This window comes from Roseospira navarrensis, assembly GCF_009601025.1.
Taxonomy (GTDB): domain Bacteria; phylum Pseudomonadota; class Alphaproteobacteria; order Rhodospirillales; family Rhodospirillaceae; genus Rhodospira; species Rhodospira navarrensis.
This window is the reverse complement of sequence record NZ_WIVE01000038.1, coordinates 1-14,593: the sequence shown is the minus strand read 5'-3', so window position 1 is coordinate 14,593 and position 14,593 is coordinate 1. Positions and strand designations below refer to the sequence as shown.

General features: G+C 69.8%; 13 protein-coding genes. 4 read left to right on the top strand and 9 right to left on the bottom strand.

What is annotated here, in order from left to right; translation table 11 throughout:
- The first annotated feature begins 92 nt into the window (after positions 1-92).
- The 3 genes from GHC57_RS20280 to GHC57_RS12245 are packed head-to-tail and all read left to right on the top strand — an operon-like array spanning position 93 to position 4,558.
- Entirely contained in the window at positions 93-1,532 is a 1,440-nt protein-coding gene (locus GHC57_RS20280) for an OmpA family protein (RefSeq protein WP_153344627.1), read from the top strand.
- A gap of 26 nt (positions 1,533-1,558) precedes the next feature.
- Complete coding sequence (locus tag GHC57_RS12250; protein ID WP_153344625.1) at positions 1,559-2,746, top strand: flagellar motor protein MotA; 1,188 nt, start codon at positions 1,559-1,561, stop codon at positions 2,744-2,746.
- 18 nt (positions 2,747-2,764) lie between these two features.
- Positions 2,765-4,558, top strand: a complete 1,794-nt coding sequence (locus GHC57_RS12245) for a peptidoglycan -binding protein (RefSeq protein WP_153344623.1) — start codon at positions 2,765-2,767, stop codon at positions 4,556-4,558.
- Positions 4,559-4,581: 23 nt separating this feature from the next.
- On the opposite strand, the gene GHC57_RS12240 is transcribed toward GHC57_RS12245, so the two are convergent.
- The 8 genes from GHC57_RS12240 to GHC57_RS12205 form a co-directional block, all read right to left on the bottom strand.
- A complete protein-coding gene (locus GHC57_RS12240; protein ID WP_153344621.1) occupies positions 4,582-5,055 on the bottom strand; it encodes a DUF3429 domain-containing protein in 474 nt (157 codons plus the stop codon).
- Positions 5,056-5,239: 184 nt separating this feature from the next.
- Entirely contained in the window at positions 5,240-6,097 is an 858-nt protein-coding gene (locus GHC57_RS12235) for a hypothetical protein (protein ID WP_153344619.1), read from the bottom strand.
- Between the two features lie 258 nt (positions 6,098-6,355).
- Positions 6,356-7,054 carry a ribulose-phosphate 3-epimerase gene (gene rpe, locus GHC57_RS12230; protein ID WP_153344617.1) on the bottom strand — a complete coding sequence of 233 codons (699 nt, stop codon included), beginning with the start codon at positions 7,052-7,054 and terminating at the stop codon, positions 6,356-6,358.
- A 30-nt stretch (positions 7,055-7,084) separates the two neighbouring features.
- Positions 7,085-8,017 carry a CbbX protein gene (gene cbbX, locus GHC57_RS12225; protein ID WP_153344615.1) on the bottom strand — a complete coding sequence of 311 codons (933 nt, stop codon included), beginning with the start codon at positions 8,015-8,017 and terminating at the stop codon, positions 7,085-7,087.
- A 206-nt stretch (positions 8,018-8,223) separates the two neighbouring features.
- On the bottom strand, positions 8,224-8,643 hold the full coding sequence (locus tag GHC57_RS12220; RefSeq protein WP_153344613.1) for a ribulose bisphosphate carboxylase small subunit: 420 nt from the start codon (positions 8,641-8,643) through the stop codon (positions 8,224-8,226).
- Between the two features lie 38 nt (positions 8,644-8,681).
- Positions 8,682-10,145 (bottom strand): form I ribulose bisphosphate carboxylase large subunit, encoded by a 1,464-nt coding sequence (locus tag GHC57_RS12215; RefSeq protein ID WP_153344611.1) that lies wholly within the window; start codon positions 10,143-10,145, stop codon positions 8,682-8,684.
- Positions 10,146-10,222: 77 nt separating this feature from the next.
- Positions 10,223-11,104, bottom strand: a complete 882-nt coding sequence (locus GHC57_RS12210) for a phosphoribulokinase (RefSeq protein WP_153344610.1) — start codon at positions 11,102-11,104, stop codon at positions 10,223-10,225.
- Positions 11,105-11,173: 69 nt separating this feature from the next.
- Complete coding sequence (locus tag GHC57_RS12205) at positions 11,174-12,190, bottom strand: class 1 fructose-bisphosphatase (RefSeq protein ID WP_153344608.1); 1,017 nt, start codon at positions 12,188-12,190, stop codon at positions 11,174-11,176.
- Positions 12,191-12,303: 113 nt separating this feature from the next.
- Between GHC57_RS12205 and GHC57_RS12200 the strand changes: the two genes are divergently transcribed.
- Positions 12,304-13,257, top strand: coding sequence for a LysR family transcriptional regulator (locus tag GHC57_RS12200; RefSeq protein WP_153344606.1), 954 nt, complete (start codon positions 12,304-12,306; stop codon positions 13,255-13,257).
- On the opposite strand, the gene GHC57_RS12195 is transcribed toward GHC57_RS12200, so the two are convergent.
- On the bottom strand, positions 13,251-14,593 hold a 1,343-nt coding region (locus tag GHC57_RS12195; protein ID WP_153344604.1), incomplete at its 5' end, for a gamma-glutamyltransferase family protein. The genes GHC57_RS12200 and GHC57_RS12195 overlap by 7 nt on opposite strands.

The following is a 14,593-nucleotide window of genomic DNA, read 5'->3' as shown; positions in this document are numbered from 1 at the left end:
ACAGGCCGGCCATGCGTGCGCAGCGACCCTCCACACCGACCGACCCGACCCGGCCCGCCGTCCGCTTCGTCCCGCGTTTGCCGGGATCGGCAGTGACGGCGCTGCCCCTGGTCGCCGCCCTGTGCCTGACCGCGCCGGCCCTGGCCCAGGACCCGAGCGTGGTGGTCAACCCCGCCTTCTCGTCCAACCCGAGCGCCGGCGCCGCGCAGATGGGGCCGGGGGGCTATGGGACGGGTTACGGGGCGGGCTACGGCCTCCAGCCCTCGCCCGGCGCGCCGCCGCCGGTGGCGGGCAGTCCGCTGCAACTGCCCCCCACGGGCATGCCGCGCTCGCGCCTCACCCTGCCGCCCGGCATGATGCCGCCGGCGTCGGCGGCCCCCGCCCCCGCTCCGGCTGTGCGAACGCCCAGCCCGCAACCGGCCGCCCGCCCGGCCCAGACGGCCCCTGACCCGTCGATCCCGGACCCCTTCCGGGACGAACCGCGCGAGACCACCCGCCCGGCCCCGGCACCCGAACCGGCGCCCGCGCCCCGGCCCGCGCCAGAACCGGACCGGGAGATGGCCGCGCCCGAACCGCCGCCCGCGCCCGCGCCGCCGGAACCCTCGCCGGCCCCGCCGCCGGTGCCCGATACGGCCATGGCCCCGCCGGCGCCGCCGACCCCCGTCTCGCCCCAGGAACCGCAAACGGAACCGCAAACGGAACCGGAGCCCGTCGCCGAACCCGTGCCGGCCGCGCCCGGCCCGTCGGTGCCGTCCACGGTCACCATGACCAAGCCGGACGCCCCCCCGCGCCCGACCGGAACGGCGGGATCGGTGCCCCTGCCCCGCACCCGCCTGACCGTGGGCACGACGCAGTTGACCGCCGACGCCAGCGGCCGCATCGGACCGGCGCCGCCGCCCTTGTCCGTGCCGGGCTCGGCCATGCGCTCGCGGCCGGCCACGCCGCCGCCCGCGCCCCCGGCACCCGCCACGCCCGACCCGGAGCCGACCACCTCGGCCGCCACCGGCCAGGACCAGACGCCCCCGCTCCCGGCGCAGCCCGCGACCCCGTCGCGCCCGCCGGAGTCCGACACGTCCGAGAACGCGCCGCTGCCCCTGGCCGATCTCGCCGGCGCTGCCGATGGGGGGGCCGATGGGGGGGCCGATGGGGGGATCGACGATCCCCAGGCGGAGGTCGCGGCTCGCCCGGCCCAGCCCGCCCCGGACGGCGAGATGCCGGCCGTCGGGGGCACGGTCACCATCCTGTTCGAGGGCGACGCCACCGACCTGCCCGAGTCCGCGCGCTGGACCCTGGAGCGGGTGGCCGCCGTGCTGGACGGCAACCCGGCCGCCCGCGCCACCGTCCGCGCCTACGCCGGCGGGGACGGCAACGCCAATCAGGCCCGCCGCACGTCGCTGTCGCGGGCGCTTTCGGTCCGCGCCCATCTCATTGACCAGGGCGTGGCCAGCGCCCGCATCGACGTCCGCGCCCTGGGTGACCAGTACGGCGACGGCCGGAAGGACCGCGTCGATGTCGTCACGATCGATCGGTAGGCGCCGGTGACGCAGGAGCCGCCCTCATGACCCGTCCGCGCCGTTTCCTGACGCGCATGGTGCTGTTCGTCGCCATGGTGGCGGTGGTGGCGGCCGTCCTGTTCCCGGCCCTGTCCTCTGCCTTCATGGCAAACCCGGCGCTCAACGGGCTGATCGTGTTCGTGGTTCTGTTCGGGATCGGGCTGAATTTCCGGCAGGTGCTGCGCCTGGGGCCGGAAGTGGACTGGGTCGAGCGGTTCCGGGCCGGTGAAGTGGGGTTGACCCAGGAGCAGGTGCCGCCGCTTCTGGGCGGCATGGCCCAGATGCTGACCGAGCACAAGGAGAAGTCCCTGGGGCGGGGCCGCTTCTCCATCTCGGTTCCGGCGATGCGCTCGCTGATGGACGGGCTGGCGTCGCGCCTCGACGAGGCCCGCGACCTGGCCCGCTACATCATGGGCCTGTCCATCTTCCTGGGCCTGCTTGGCACCTTCTGGGGCCTGCTGGAGACCGTCAGTTCCATCGGCTTCGTCATTCGGGACCTGACCATCGCCGGCGACAATCCCCAGGCCGTGTTCGACGACCTGAAAAGCGGCCTGGAAGCGCCCCTGGCCGGCATGGGCACGGCCTTCTCGTCGTCGTTGCTGGGCCTTGCCGGATCCCTGGTGCTGGGCTTCCTTGATATCCAGTCCAGCCGCGCCCAGAACACCTTCCTGAACGACCTGGAGGAATGGCTCTCCGGCCTGACCCGCCTGTCCTCGGGCGGTGGCCTGGGCGAGGTGGAGGGCGGCGGCTCCGTGCCGGCCTACATCCAGGCGCTGCTGGAGCAGACCGCCGATAGCCTCGACGACCTTCAGCGCACCATCGCCCGGGGCGAGGAAGGCCGCGTGGCCACCCAGTCGCAAATCCGCTCGCTGGTGGATACCCTCGGCACCCTCGCCGAACAGATGCGCACCGAACAGGCCGTCCTTCTTCGGCTGGCGGAGAGCCACGCCGATTTGCGCCCGCTCATGCAGCGGCTCGTGGAGGCCACCGAGCACAAGCCCGATGGCGGTGTGGACGAGGCCACGCGCGGCCATATCCGCAACCTGGATGCCGCGGTGACCTACATGGCCAACGAGATGAGCAGCAGCCGCGAGCAGACGGTCAAGGAACTGCGCGCCGAAATCAAGGTGCTGGCGCGCACCATCGCCGTCGCCGCCGGCATGGCGGACCAGCAGCCGCCCCCACAACGCTAACCGCAGGGCGGCAGGATCATGGCCTCGCAAAGCCGTCGCCGCGCCAGTCAGAGCCTGGATATCTGGCCCGGGTTCGTCGATGTTCTCGCCACGCTGCTCATCATCGTCATCTTCGTGCTGATGGTGTTCGTGCTGGCCCAGTTCTTCATGGGCCAGGCGCTGAGCGGGCGCGATGCCGCGCTGGACCAACTGCGCGACCAGATCGCGGAATACGAAGACCAGCTTGCCCTTGAGCGTCGGGACAACGCCGACCTGCGCGCCAACGTCGTGCAACTGTCGCAGGATCTGCGCGACGCCAACGCGCGGTGGGAATCGCTTGTCGGCACCACCCGGGCCAGCGAGGCCACCGAACAGGAACTCGTTGACGCCCTCGCCCTGGTGGACCGCCAGCGCGCCCGCATCGGCGCGTTGCAGGACGATCAGCGCACGCTTGCCGAGCGCCTGAGCGCCGCCCTGGGCGACCTGAACACGCGGGAGACGGAACTGGCCGCCCGCGAGGACCGGATCGTGCGTCTTCAGGCCGACCTGGAAGCGCGCGAGACCGCCCTCGCCGACCGCGACGCCACCATCGAGAGCCTGCGTGCGGATCTGGCCGTCGGCGCCCAGTCCCTGGAGGATCTGGAGGACCGCCGCGCCGCGCTGGCCGCCGAGGTGGCCCGCCTGGAGGACCTCAACAAAGCCCTGTCCGCCGACCTGGAAGAAGCCTATGGCACCATCGCGGCGGACAAGGAGACCATCGCGGCGCGAAAGGCGGACCTCGCGGCCCTTGAAAGCGAGGTGGCGGCTTTGGAGGACAGCCGGGCCGCCCTGCGCGAGGAGATCGCCCGCCTGGAGGCCCTGAACGAGACCCTCTCGGCCGATCTGGAAGACGCATACGCCACCATCGACGCCGACGCCGAGACTCTCGAAACGCGATTGGCCGATCTGGCCCGGCTGGAATCCCAGATCGCCGACCTGGAGGACGCCCGGGACCAGTTGCGTGAGGCCCTGGAGGCAGCGAACCAGACCATCACCGCCGACAAGGAGACCATCGAAACCACGTTGGCCGAGGTGGTGCGCCTGCGCCAGGACGTGGAGGCCCTGACCGCGTTGCGCGACGACCTGGAGGGGCGCATTCGCGAGATGGACACGGCGATGGAGGCCACCGAGGGCGCCCTTGAAGAGGAGTTTCGCATCTCCGAGCAGGCGCGCGCCCAGGCCGCGCTGTTGAACGAACAGCTCAAGCGGGTGCGCGCCGAACTGGCCCGTCTCGGCGACGTGCTGGAGGCGCAGGAGGCGCAGAACGAGGCCCAGCGCGCCACCATCGCCAATCTGGGCCAGCGTCTGAACGCCGCCCTGGCCAGCAAGGTGCAGGAGTTGCAGCGCTATCGCTCGGAGTTCTTCGGCCGCCTGCGGCAGGTGCTGGGCGACCGGGAGGGCATCCGGATCGACGGCGATCGGTTCGTGTTCCAGTCCGAAGTGCTGTTCGATGTGGGCGAGGCCACCCTCGGCCCCGAAGGGCGGGCGCGCATGGCCGATCTGGCCGATACCCTGCTGGAGATCGCCGAGGAGGTGCCGGACGACATCGACTGGATCCTGCGCGTGGACGGGCACACGGATCGGCGACCCATCAATACGGCCCGGTTCCGCAGCAACTGGGAGCTGTCGGCGTCGCGCGCGATCTCGGTGGTCCAGTTCCTCATCGACCAGGGCGTGCCGCCGGACCGGCTCGCCGCCGCCGGCTTCGGTGAATTCCGTCCGGTCGCCGAGGGCGACACGGAACAGGCCTACGCCCGGAACCGCCGCATCGAACTGAAGCTGGACCAGCGGTGAGCCTGTGGCGGCGGCGTCCCGCGCTACATCGCGACCGCGACCCGTCCCGCCGCCACCGCCGTCAGCACCAGACACAGGATCACGCCCGTGGTCAGGCCCAGACGCAGGCCCAGCCACCAGTGCGGCACCAGGTTCATGTCCCGCATGCGCTTGTCGAGCGCCAGTTGGCCGAGGAACGCGAGGCTGAGCAGCGTGAAGCCGTGCGTGCCGTGCAGGAACAGGGCCGACCACCCCACCAGCGGCGGAATGACACTGAGCGCGAACAGCTCCGCGCTGCCCTCCCGGTCCAGGCGGTGCATCTGCGCCGCGCCCACACCCCAGACGATGCCGCCCAGAAACGACAGAATCACGGCTCCGTAGGTCAGCACGGCGAAGCTGGCGGTCGCCACCGTCTGCCCCCCACCGATCCAGGCCAGAGCGGTGCCGCCCACGAACGGCAGCAACCCGGTGCCTCCAAGCCAGATGACGGCGGGCGGAATCGGCGGACCTTGACGCATGGCGGGGTCACTCCCTTTGGGTGGCGGACCCCGCCAATCTAGAAGAATTCCGCCAGGGAAGGAAACGCCCGCACCAACGACACCAGCCGTGCATTGTCCTGAGTGGTCAGGACACCGACCCGTGCCGCCGCTTCATGGGCCGGGCCACATGACCTGGTGCGGCCCCCATCCAGAGCCGGTCGGTTCAGACCAGGAGCGAGACCACCGGCATGGTGGCGCCTGCCCCGGTTCCCCAAACGTCTGCCCGGGCGGCCCCCGTGGCCTGCATGGCCTTGCGGCCGGTCCGCACGGCGTCTTTCACAGCGGCCCGTTCTTCCTGATCCTCAAGACGGCTGTTTCGCTCAGCCTCCTCGAGGATCGCCTTGATTTCCGCCATCAACCGCCGGGCTTCCGCGGCAAACTCGGCGTCCTCCCGACTGGACCCCGCATCCCGATTGCCGTTCGTCGCGCCGGACTCCGTCCACGGTGTCCCTCCGGGGGTGGCGGCTGGATCCGCCTCAGGATCCGGTTCGGGGTCCGCCGACGCGCCCGCTTCGGTCCCTGAGTCTTCGCCGCCCGCAGTCTCGTCGCTGACCGGCGCCCCGGAGGATGACAGGGTGGGAATGGCCGGCGGCGGCGGCACCGCCGCTTGCAGCGGCGTCCCGGCCTGGGCGGCGTCCGGCGAGGCGGCCCCGGCGGAGGCCGACTGTCCGGGGCCAGCAGCCGCGCCGCCGGGCACAGCCGGCGCGGCGATGGTGCCGCCCAGGCCGGCCCCCACACCGGACGCGCCCCCAGCCGCCTTGTAGTCCCGGACGGCCGAGGCCAGTTCCCGCGCCAGCCGGGCGGCCTGACGGGCCGCCGCCTCCGGGTTCGTCGCGGCCAGGAACCGCAGCGCCTGCAATTGGGCCTTGATGCGCGCGATCTTCTGCCGGGCAGCCGCCTTGCGGGACTCCTGCGCGTCGGAGGACATGCTCTTGAGCTGCGCCTGAAGTCGGCCCACCTGGTCCGCTTTTTCCTTCAGCGCCGCCGCCGCGTCCGAATCGATCCGATCCAGAACGTCCATCAGCGCGTCGCGCGGGGTTGTCTGAGGGGCTCGGGTGGTCGCCGGCAGCAGAGACGGCCGCTGGGTGTCTGCGGCGCGCTCGATTGCGGTCTGAGTCGCTCGGGTCAGAAGCCCTGGCAATCGACTCGCGTTCACGGGAAAGATCGTAGTCATGGGGCACCATCCTGGGCCATGCGCGAAAGCGGAATTCGTCCACTCCCGATCAGGATAGCACCCCATCCATGCCTGCAACAGCCTGTTGGTTCGGGTCCGCGGGATTTATGCCGCCTTGGCGCCCTTGGCCACGCTTTCGCGGATGGCCCGCATGTTGTCGCCGTAGACGGCCGGATTGTCCACCGACCCGCCCTTGAACACGGCGGAGCCGGCGACCAGCACGTCGGCGCCGGCCTCGGTCACCAGCGGCGCGGTCTGGGGGGTCACACCGCCGTCCACCTGGATGTGGATCGGCCGGTCTCCGACCATGGCCCGCACGCGGCGCACCTTCTCGACCGCGCTCGGGATGAAGCTCTGACCGCCGAAGCCGGGGTTCACGCTCATCACCAGCACCAGGTCGATGGCATCCAGCACGTGCTCGATGGCGCTTTCGTGGGTGGCCGGATTGAGCGCCACGCCGGCCTTGCAGCCCAGCGAGCGGATGAGCTGCAGCGAACGGTCCAGGTGCGGGCCGGCCTCGGGATGGATGGTCAGCACATCGGCGCCGGCCTTGGCGAAATCCTCAAGGAACGGATCCGCCGGGGCGATCATCAGGTGGACGTCCATGACCGTTTTCACGTGCGGTCGGATCGCCTTGCACATGGCCGGGCCGAAGGTGATGTTGGGCACGAAGTGGCCGTCCATGACATCCACATGCACCCAGTCGCAGCCCTCGGCCTCGATGGCGCGGCATTCAGCGCCGAAGTTGGCGAAATCGGCGGACAGGATCGACGGGGCGATCTTCACGGAACGATCGAAGGTCATGGCGGGACGTCCTCTTCTGTTTGGCTTTTTTCAGGCCGCGGGTTCGGGATCGGAATCGAGGCCGCCCCGAAAGACGCGGCTGGCCCGGATATCCGGTTCGTCGATCGCCGACAGCGCCTCGGCATCCAGCGGGCCCGCGTTGGCCTGGAACAGCCGGTTGGCCTGTCGCAGCCGCGCCCGGTCCAGCGCGTTGCGCATGGAGCGCGCGTTGGCGAAATGCCGCTGCCTGCGACGCAACGCGACGTATTCCTTCAGCGCCGTGGCGGCCGCCGGGGTCAGGGTGTAGTTCAGATCGCGCAGCATCAGCTCGGCAATGTGGAACAACTCGTCGTCGCTGTAATCCGGGAAGTCGATGTGGTGCGCGATGCGCGAGCGGAAGCCGGGGTTGCTCTCGAAGAACTTCTCCATGCGGTCGCCGTAGCCGGCCAGGATCACCACCAGGTCGTCGCGGTTGTTTTCCATGACCTGCAGCAGGATCTCGATGGCCTCCTGACCGTAGTCGCGCTCGTTCTCGGGGCGATACAGATAGTACGCCTCGTCGATGAACAGCACGCCGCCCATGGCCTTCTTGAGGATTTCCTTGGTCTTGGGGGCCGTGTGGCCGATGTACTGCCCCACCAGATCGTCCCGCGTGACCGAAACCAGATGGCCCTTGCGGATGTAGCCCAGCCGGTGCAGCAGGTCGGCCATGCGCAGCGCCACGGTCGTCTTGCCGGTGCCGGGGTTGCCGGTGAAGCTCATGTGCAGGGTCGGCGTCTCGTGGGCCAGACCCATCTGCTTGCGCGCGCGCTCCACCAGCAGCAGGGCGGCGGTCTCGCGGATGCGCTGCTTGACCGGCGCGAGGCCGATCAGGGTCGCGTCCAGATCCTCCAGCACCGCCTTGACCCCGGAGCTTTCGAACTCCTTGTGAAGGTCAACCGCCTGGGCCGTTTCGGGCCGGTCTTCCGTGCTGACGTCGGACATCGTGAACTCTCTTTCCCGTCCCACTGGATCATGAAGGCCGGATGGCGGGCCACCCGGGTCCGGCGCACCGGCGGGTGGGGATGGTCGGGAGGGAGGAACCGTCCCCACCCACCCGGAACGCGGGCACGTTCCGGGCCGGTCCGCGGGAGCCGATCCGGATCCCCCCAAACCATCGGGGGCCGGATCGGCTCGGGTTGGCACAGGGTCTAAGCGTAGCGGCTGCCCGCCGGCTTATCGACCGCATAGGAGATCGTGGTGTAGCGCTGGTTGCGCCCGTCCATCTCCTGGCGGGCCAGGCGGAAGCCGGGCTCCTCCTTCGGCCGGTTGACGATGAACGACAACCGCACCGATTCCCACCCGTGGGTGGCGTCGAAGGCCACGACCCGGATGTACTGGTCGCCGTAAACCTTGCGGCACTCGGCCAGTTCGTACATCAGCGCCGCCGCGTCCGGATTGTCGAACATGGGGTGACCCCACATCTCCCAATAGGTGTTGCGGGGATGCGGGTCGTCGGTGAACTCCAGGCTCACGGCCCAGCCGTTGTCAATGCAGTACTGCACCTGCTTGGTGATCTGCTCATCGGTCAGGTCGGGCAGGAAGGAAAAGGCGCCCTGGGTGATACGCATGGTCTTGTCTCCAATCGTCTGGTCTGCGGGCGCGGGTGTTACATCGACGCCGTGGCGGTCGGCACGAAGTCCGGCGTGTCGGTGGACGTGTAGTCGAACGTCACGTCCTTCCAGACATCCAGCGCCGCGCGCAGCGGGCTGCACCCCTTGGCGGCCTCGGCCAGGATATCGGGGCCTTCGTTGAGGTAGTCGCGACCCTCGTTGCGAGCCAGGATCATGGCCTCCAGCGCGACGCGGTTGGCGGTCGCACCGGCGGCGATGCCCTGCGGATGGCCGATGGTGCCGCCGCCGAACTGCAGCACGACGTCCTCGCCCAGCAGGTGGATGAGCTGGTGCATCTGGCCGGCGTGGATGCCGCCGGAGGCCACCGGCATCAGCTTGTTGAGCGACGCCCAGTCCTGATCGAAGAACAGGCCGTGCTCCAGACGCATCGGATTGAATTCCTCGCGGCAGATGTCGTAGTACCCCTTGGTGGTCGCCGGGTCGCCTTCCAGCTTGCCGACCACCGTGCCGGCGTGGATGTGGTCCACGCCCGCGAGGCGCATCCACTTGGCGATGACGCGGAACGACACGCCGTGCGTCTTCTGCCGCGTGTAGGTCGAGTGACCGGCGCGGTGCAGGTGCAGGATCATGTCGTTCTTGCGGGCCCAGTTGGCCATCGACTGGATCGCGGTGTAGCCGATCACCAGATCGATCATGACGATGTTTGAGCCCAGCTCCTTGGCGAACTCGGCGCGCTCGTACATGTCTTCCATGGTGCCGGCGGTCACGTTCAGATACGTGCCCTTGATCTCGCCGGTGGCGGCCTGCGCCTTGTTGACCGCCTCCATGCAGTACAGGAAGCGCTCGCGCCAGTGCATGAAGGGCTGGCTGTTGATGTTCTCGTCGTCCTTGGTGAAGTCCAGGCCGCCCTTCAGCGCCTCATACACCACGCGGCCGTAGTTGCGGCCGGACAGGCCCAGCTTCGGCTTGACGGTCGCCCCCAGCAGCGGGCGGCCGAACTTGTCCAGGCGCTCGCGCTCGACCACGATGCCGGTGGCGGGGCCCATGAAGGTCTTCACATAGGCGACCGGCAGCCGCATGTCTTCCAGGCGCAGGGCCTTCAGCGGCTTGAAGCCGAACACGTTGCCGATGATGGACGCCGTCAGGTTGGCGATGGAGCCGCCCTCGAACAGGTCCAGATCGTAGGCGATGTAGGCGAAGTACTGGTCCGGCGCGTTCGGCACCTGGTCCACGCGGTAGGCCTTGGCGCGATACTTCTCGGTGGCGGTCAGGCGGTCGGTCCACACCACGGTCCAGGTCGCGGTGGAGCTCTCACCCGCGACGGCCGCGGCGGCCTCTTCGGGATCCACGCCGTCCTGCGGCGTGATGCGGAAGACGGCGATCACGTCCGTGTCCCGGGGCTCGTAGTCCGGAATCCAGTATCCCATCTGCTTGTACTTCAGAACGCCCGCCTTGTAGCGCTCGGCACCCTGCACGATCTTGGAATCGTCGCCATCCATCACGGTTCTCCTTTTCTCTTGGGTCGCGCGCCCCCGCGCGATGGGTTCGGTTTGCCCTCCGGTCGTCGCGCGCGCCGTCAGGCCATGCGCGCACGCCGCGCCCGATCCACCAGACGGTCGATCATGGGCGTCAGGATCAATTGCATCGCCAGGTCCAGCTTGCCGCCGGGGATGACGATGGAGTTGGCCCGCGACATCCAACTGTCGTGGATCATCGAGGTCAGGTAGGGGAAGTCGATGCCGCGCGGGTTCTTGAAGCGGATCACCACCAGCGACTCATCGGCGGTGGGGATCCAGCGCGCCACGAACGGGTTCGACGTATCGACCACGGGCACGCGCTGGAAGTTGATGTCCGTCTCGGTGAACTGCGGGCAGATCACGTTGGTGTAGGAGTGCATGCGGCGCAGGATCACGTCCTGCACGGCCTCGGTCGAGTACCCGCGCGAGGCGCGGTCGCGGTGGATCTTCTGGATCCATTCCAGGTTGATGACCGGCACCACACCGATCTTCAGGTCCGCAAGGCCCGCGACGTTGAACTTTTCCGTCGCGACGCACCCGTGCAGGCCTTCGTAGAACAGCAGGTCGCAGCCCTCGCCGATCTCCTTCCACTCGGTGAACTTGCCGGGCGACACCCCGTACAACTCGGCCTCGCGGTCGTCGTGGACGTAGTGCCGGGTCCTGGCGCGGCCCGTCTCGGCGAAGCTGCGGAACGACTCTTCAAGCTCTCCGACCAGATTCGCGTCCAGGCTGAAGTGGCTGAACGTATGATCGCCGGCGGCGGTCCGCGCCTCGTTCTCCGCCTTCATCGCCAATCGGTCGTAGCGGTGAAAGGCGTCGCCCTCGATCATGGCGGCCGTCACGTCCTCGCGGCGGAAGATCTGCTCGAAGGTGTGCTTGACCGTCGAGGTCCCCGCCCCCGAGGAGCCAACAACGGAAATGATGGGATGTTTCTGCGACATCTTCGACGGTTCCCCTGTGTCTGTCGGTCTTGTGGCCGGTGGGCGGCGTGATCCGGGACGGGGCGCGGATCAGCCCCGGAACAGGCCGCGGACGCCGAACAGCGGCGCCGCGTCGGTGGCGAAGTCCGGGTCCTGATGGTAGCGCTGGACCCGCTCGACCTTCATCCGGGATCCGAACACCAGCGGCGCGCGGTCGTGCAGGCCCTCGGGGACCGCATCCAGGATCGGGCGGGCGCCGTCGGTGGCGGCGGCGCCGCACTGCTCGGCGATCATGGCGATCGGGACGGCATCGAACACCCGGCGGAGTGTGCCCTTCTGGCGGCCCGGCCGGCTGTCGCGCGGGTACAGGAACACGCCGCCCAGGGTCAGGATCCGATGGGCCTCCGCCACCAGCGAGGACGCCCAACGCATCCGGAAGTCCTTGTCGCGGGGCCCGTCGCGACCCTCGATGCAGTCGTCGATATAGGCGCGGACGGGCGGCTCCCAGTGGCGGTAGTTCGCGGCGTTGATGGCGAACTTGTCGGCATCCTCCGGGGTCTTCATGGTCGGCTGCGTCAGCAGGAAGCGGTCCGTGGCCGGGTCCAGGGTGAACTTGGCCGCCCCGTGCCCCAGCGTGAGCACCAGCACCGTGCGCGGGCCGTACATCGCATAGCCCGCCACCAGCAGGTCGCGTCCGGAACGGACGAACGAGGCGACGGGATCGGCCGCCTTGGGATACAGCGAGAAGATCGTGCCCGTGACCACGTTGGCGTCCAGGTGCGAGGCCCCGTCCAGCGGATCGACGGCCAGGGCGAGCGGCCCATCGGAGTCCAGAACGATCACGTCTCCGTGATCCTCCGACGCGTAGTGCGCCACCGGAGCGCTCTCCGCCACCTCCCGCAGGATGGTGTTGGCGCCATCCTCCAGAACGGTCTGGATGGACCACTCGTCCGGATCCCGCTCAAGCAGATGACCCTGCCGGATGAGGGCGGTGATCCGCCGGGCGCCGTCGGCCAGCGCCAGAATGGCGTCGGCCACGGCCTGTCCGGCCTGAAGGCCGACGACCTGCCCGTCCAGCCATTCCTGCAGTGTGTCTCGTTGGCTCATGTGCGGTGATCCCTCCCTGAACGTCGTCCGCGCGTCCTTATTCGGGGCACACCCTGACGCACGGTGTGGAAAAAGGCGATTGAAACTTTTCTATGAGACCGTAAAATTCATTTATGCCCCTGTCCCGAGACGTGACCCTCAAGCACCTGCGCGGCTTCACCGAAGTGCTGCGGCGCGGCACCATCGCGAGCGCGGCGGAGCGCCTTCATCTGACGGCGCCGGCGGTCTCCACCCAGCTCAAGACCCTGGAAACGCTGGTGGGCGCCCCGATCCTGGACCGCTCCGGGGACTCGCTGCGGCCCACCGAGGTGGGCGAGGAACTGCTGCGCGCGGCCGGCCTGATCGAGGCTGCCCTGACCCGCTGCGAGGCCCGCATCAGCGCCCTGCGCGAGGGCGCCGCCGGGCTCGTGCGGCTGGGCGTGGTCAGCACCGGCAAGTACTTCGCCCCCGGCCTGGTGGCACGGTTCAACACCGCCATGCCGGGGATCATGCTGCACATGACCGTCGGCAACCGCGACGAGATCGTGGAGAGCCTGGGCAGCCGCGGCATCGATCTGGCCGTCATGGGGCGCGGGCCGGAGAACCTGGAGGTGATCGCCCATCCGCTCGGGCCTCACCCTTACCTGATGATCGCCCGGCCCGGCCACCCCCTGGCCGCCCTGGAGACGGTCCCGGCCGAGACCCTGCTGGCGGAGACGTTCCTGGCGCGGGAAATGGGCTCGGGCACCCGCACCCTCATGATGCGGGTGCTGGACGGACTGAGCGAGGGTCGGTCCTATCGGGTGGTGGAGATGCCCTCGAACGAGACCATCAAGCAGGCCGTCATGGCCGGCCTGGGCGTCGCGATGTTGTCGGCGCACACGGTCCACCACGAACGCGCCGAGGGAAAGCTGCGGGCCCTGCCCGTCCCCGGGCTGCCGGTGGTGCGGCACTGGTACCTGATCCACCGCGCGGACGAACCCCTGACCCCGGCCGCGCAGGTCTTCCGGGACTTCGTCATCGGCCTGGACGGCGCATTCCTGCCGGGAGCGGAGACGGGAAGCCCCGACATTTCAGCCGCTCAGTAGGCGGCCACGATCCCGTCGGCGCGCGGATCGGTGGCCCCCTCCAGCACGCCGTCGGGGCGGCGGCGGATGGCCCCGGCGTGGCCGGCGATCTCGTCGAAGGGCCCCAGGCGCGTGACCGGATGACCCGCCGCCTCCAGGGCCGCGATCACCTCGGGGGCCACCCGGTCCTCGATCTTCACGTCATGGGCCGTCCCCGCCCACGCCCGGCCCAGCAGCCAGCGCGGCGCGGTCACGGCGGCCTGCAGCGGCTGGCCGTACAGGACATGGCGCGTGAACACCTGCGCCTGGATCTGAGGCTGCGCGTCGCCGCCCATGGTGCCGTAGACCAGCACCGAGCCGTCCCGCAGCCGCGCCATGGGCGGGTTCAGGGTGTGGAACGGCCGCCGTCCCGGGATCAGCACGTTGGGCTTCTCGGGATCGAGCTGGAAGGCGATGCCCCGGTTGTGCCAGACCACGCCCGTCTCCGGCAGCACGACCCCTGACCCGAAGCCCTGATACAGGCTCTGGATGAAGCTGACGGCGCGGCCCGCCCCGTCGATGCAGCCCATCCAGACCGTATCACCCTCCGGCGCCGGGGCCGGCCAGGGGGCCGCGTGGCGGCGGTCGATGCCGGCGGCCATCTGGTCCAGCATGGTGTCGGCCAGATAGGTGGTCGGGTGGACGGCCATGTAGCGCGGGTCCGTCACGTGCCGGTTGCGCAGGGCGAAGGCCACCTTGGTCGCCTCCAGCAGACCGTGGGCATGGTCGAAGCCCTCGGGCTCCTGCACGCCCAGGCGCTCGTACAGGCCCAGGATCATCAACGAGGCCAGCCCCTGCGTCGGCGGCTGGGTGGTGTACACCGTCCCCTCGCCCAGCTTCAGCGCCAGCGGACGCCGCCGCACCGAGCGATGGCTGGCCAGGTCGTCGGACGTCAGCGGGCTGCCCAGCGCCTTCAGGTCCGCCGACAGGGCGCGCCCCACCTTGCCCCGATAGAAATCGTCCAGGCCCACCTCGGCCAGACGCCGCAGCGTGGCTGCCAGCGCCGGATTGCGCATCCAGGTGCCGGGCGGCGGCGCCTGCCCGTCCACGGTCAGGAACAGGTCGGCGAAGTGGGGCCGGGTCGCCATCTCGTCGCGCACGCGGGCCGTGGTGCGCGAGAGCGACTCAGCCGCCGGCGCGCCCTGCGCCGCGTAGTGGATGGCGTCTTCCAGCAGGCGGGCCAGGGGCAGCCCGCCGTCCCAGTGCTGACGGCTGATGTCCAGGGCCGAACTCCACCCGGAGACCGCGCCCGCGACCGTGTTGGCGGCCAGCGGCCCCCGGTTGGGGATACTGTCGAGGCCCTCGCGCGCGTAGATCT

Bases quoted from the DNA above. Each gene is read 5' to 3' on its own strand.
- GHC57_RS12240 (WP_153344621.1), bottom strand. From the start codon at position 5,055: ATGCGTCAAGGTCCGCCGATTCCGCCCGCCGTCATCTGGCTTGGAGGC.
- GHC57_RS12200 (WP_153344606.1), top strand. From the start codon at position 12,304: ATGCCCCTGTCCCGAGACGTGACCCTCAAGCACCTGCGCGGCTTCACC.
- GHC57_RS12205 (WP_153344608.1), bottom strand. From the start codon at position 12,190: ATGAGCCAACGAGACACACTGCAGGAATGGCTGGACGGGCAGGTCGTC.
- cbbX (WP_153344615.1), bottom strand. From the start codon at position 8,017: ATGTCCGACGTCAGCACGGAAGACCGGCCCGAAACGGCCCAGGCGGTT.
- GHC57_RS12250 (WP_153344625.1), top strand. From the start codon at position 1,559: ATGACCCGTCCGCGCCGTTTCCTGACGCGCATGGTGCTGTTCGTCGCC.
- rpe (WP_153344617.1), bottom strand. From the start codon at position 7,054: ATGACCTTCGATCGTTCCGTGAAGATCGCCCCGTCGATCCTGTCCGCC.
- GHC57_RS12245 (WP_153344623.1), top strand. From the start codon at position 2,765: ATGGCCTCGCAAAGCCGTCGCCGCGCCAGTCAGAGCCTGGATATCTGG.
- GHC57_RS12235 (WP_153344619.1), bottom strand. From the start codon at position 6,097: ATGGACGTTCTGGATCGGATCGATTCGGACGCGGCGGCGGCGCTGAAG.
- GHC57_RS12215 (WP_153344611.1), bottom strand. From the start codon at position 10,145: ATGGATGGCGACGATTCCAAGATCGTGCAGGGTGCCGAGCGCTACAAG.
- GHC57_RS12210 (WP_153344610.1), bottom strand. From the start codon at position 11,104: ATGTCGCAGAAACATCCCATCATTTCCGTTGTTGGCTCCTCGGGGGCG.
- GHC57_RS12220 (WP_153344613.1), bottom strand. From the start codon at position 8,643: ATGCGTATCACCCAGGGCGCCTTTTCCTTCCTGCCCGACCTGACCGAT.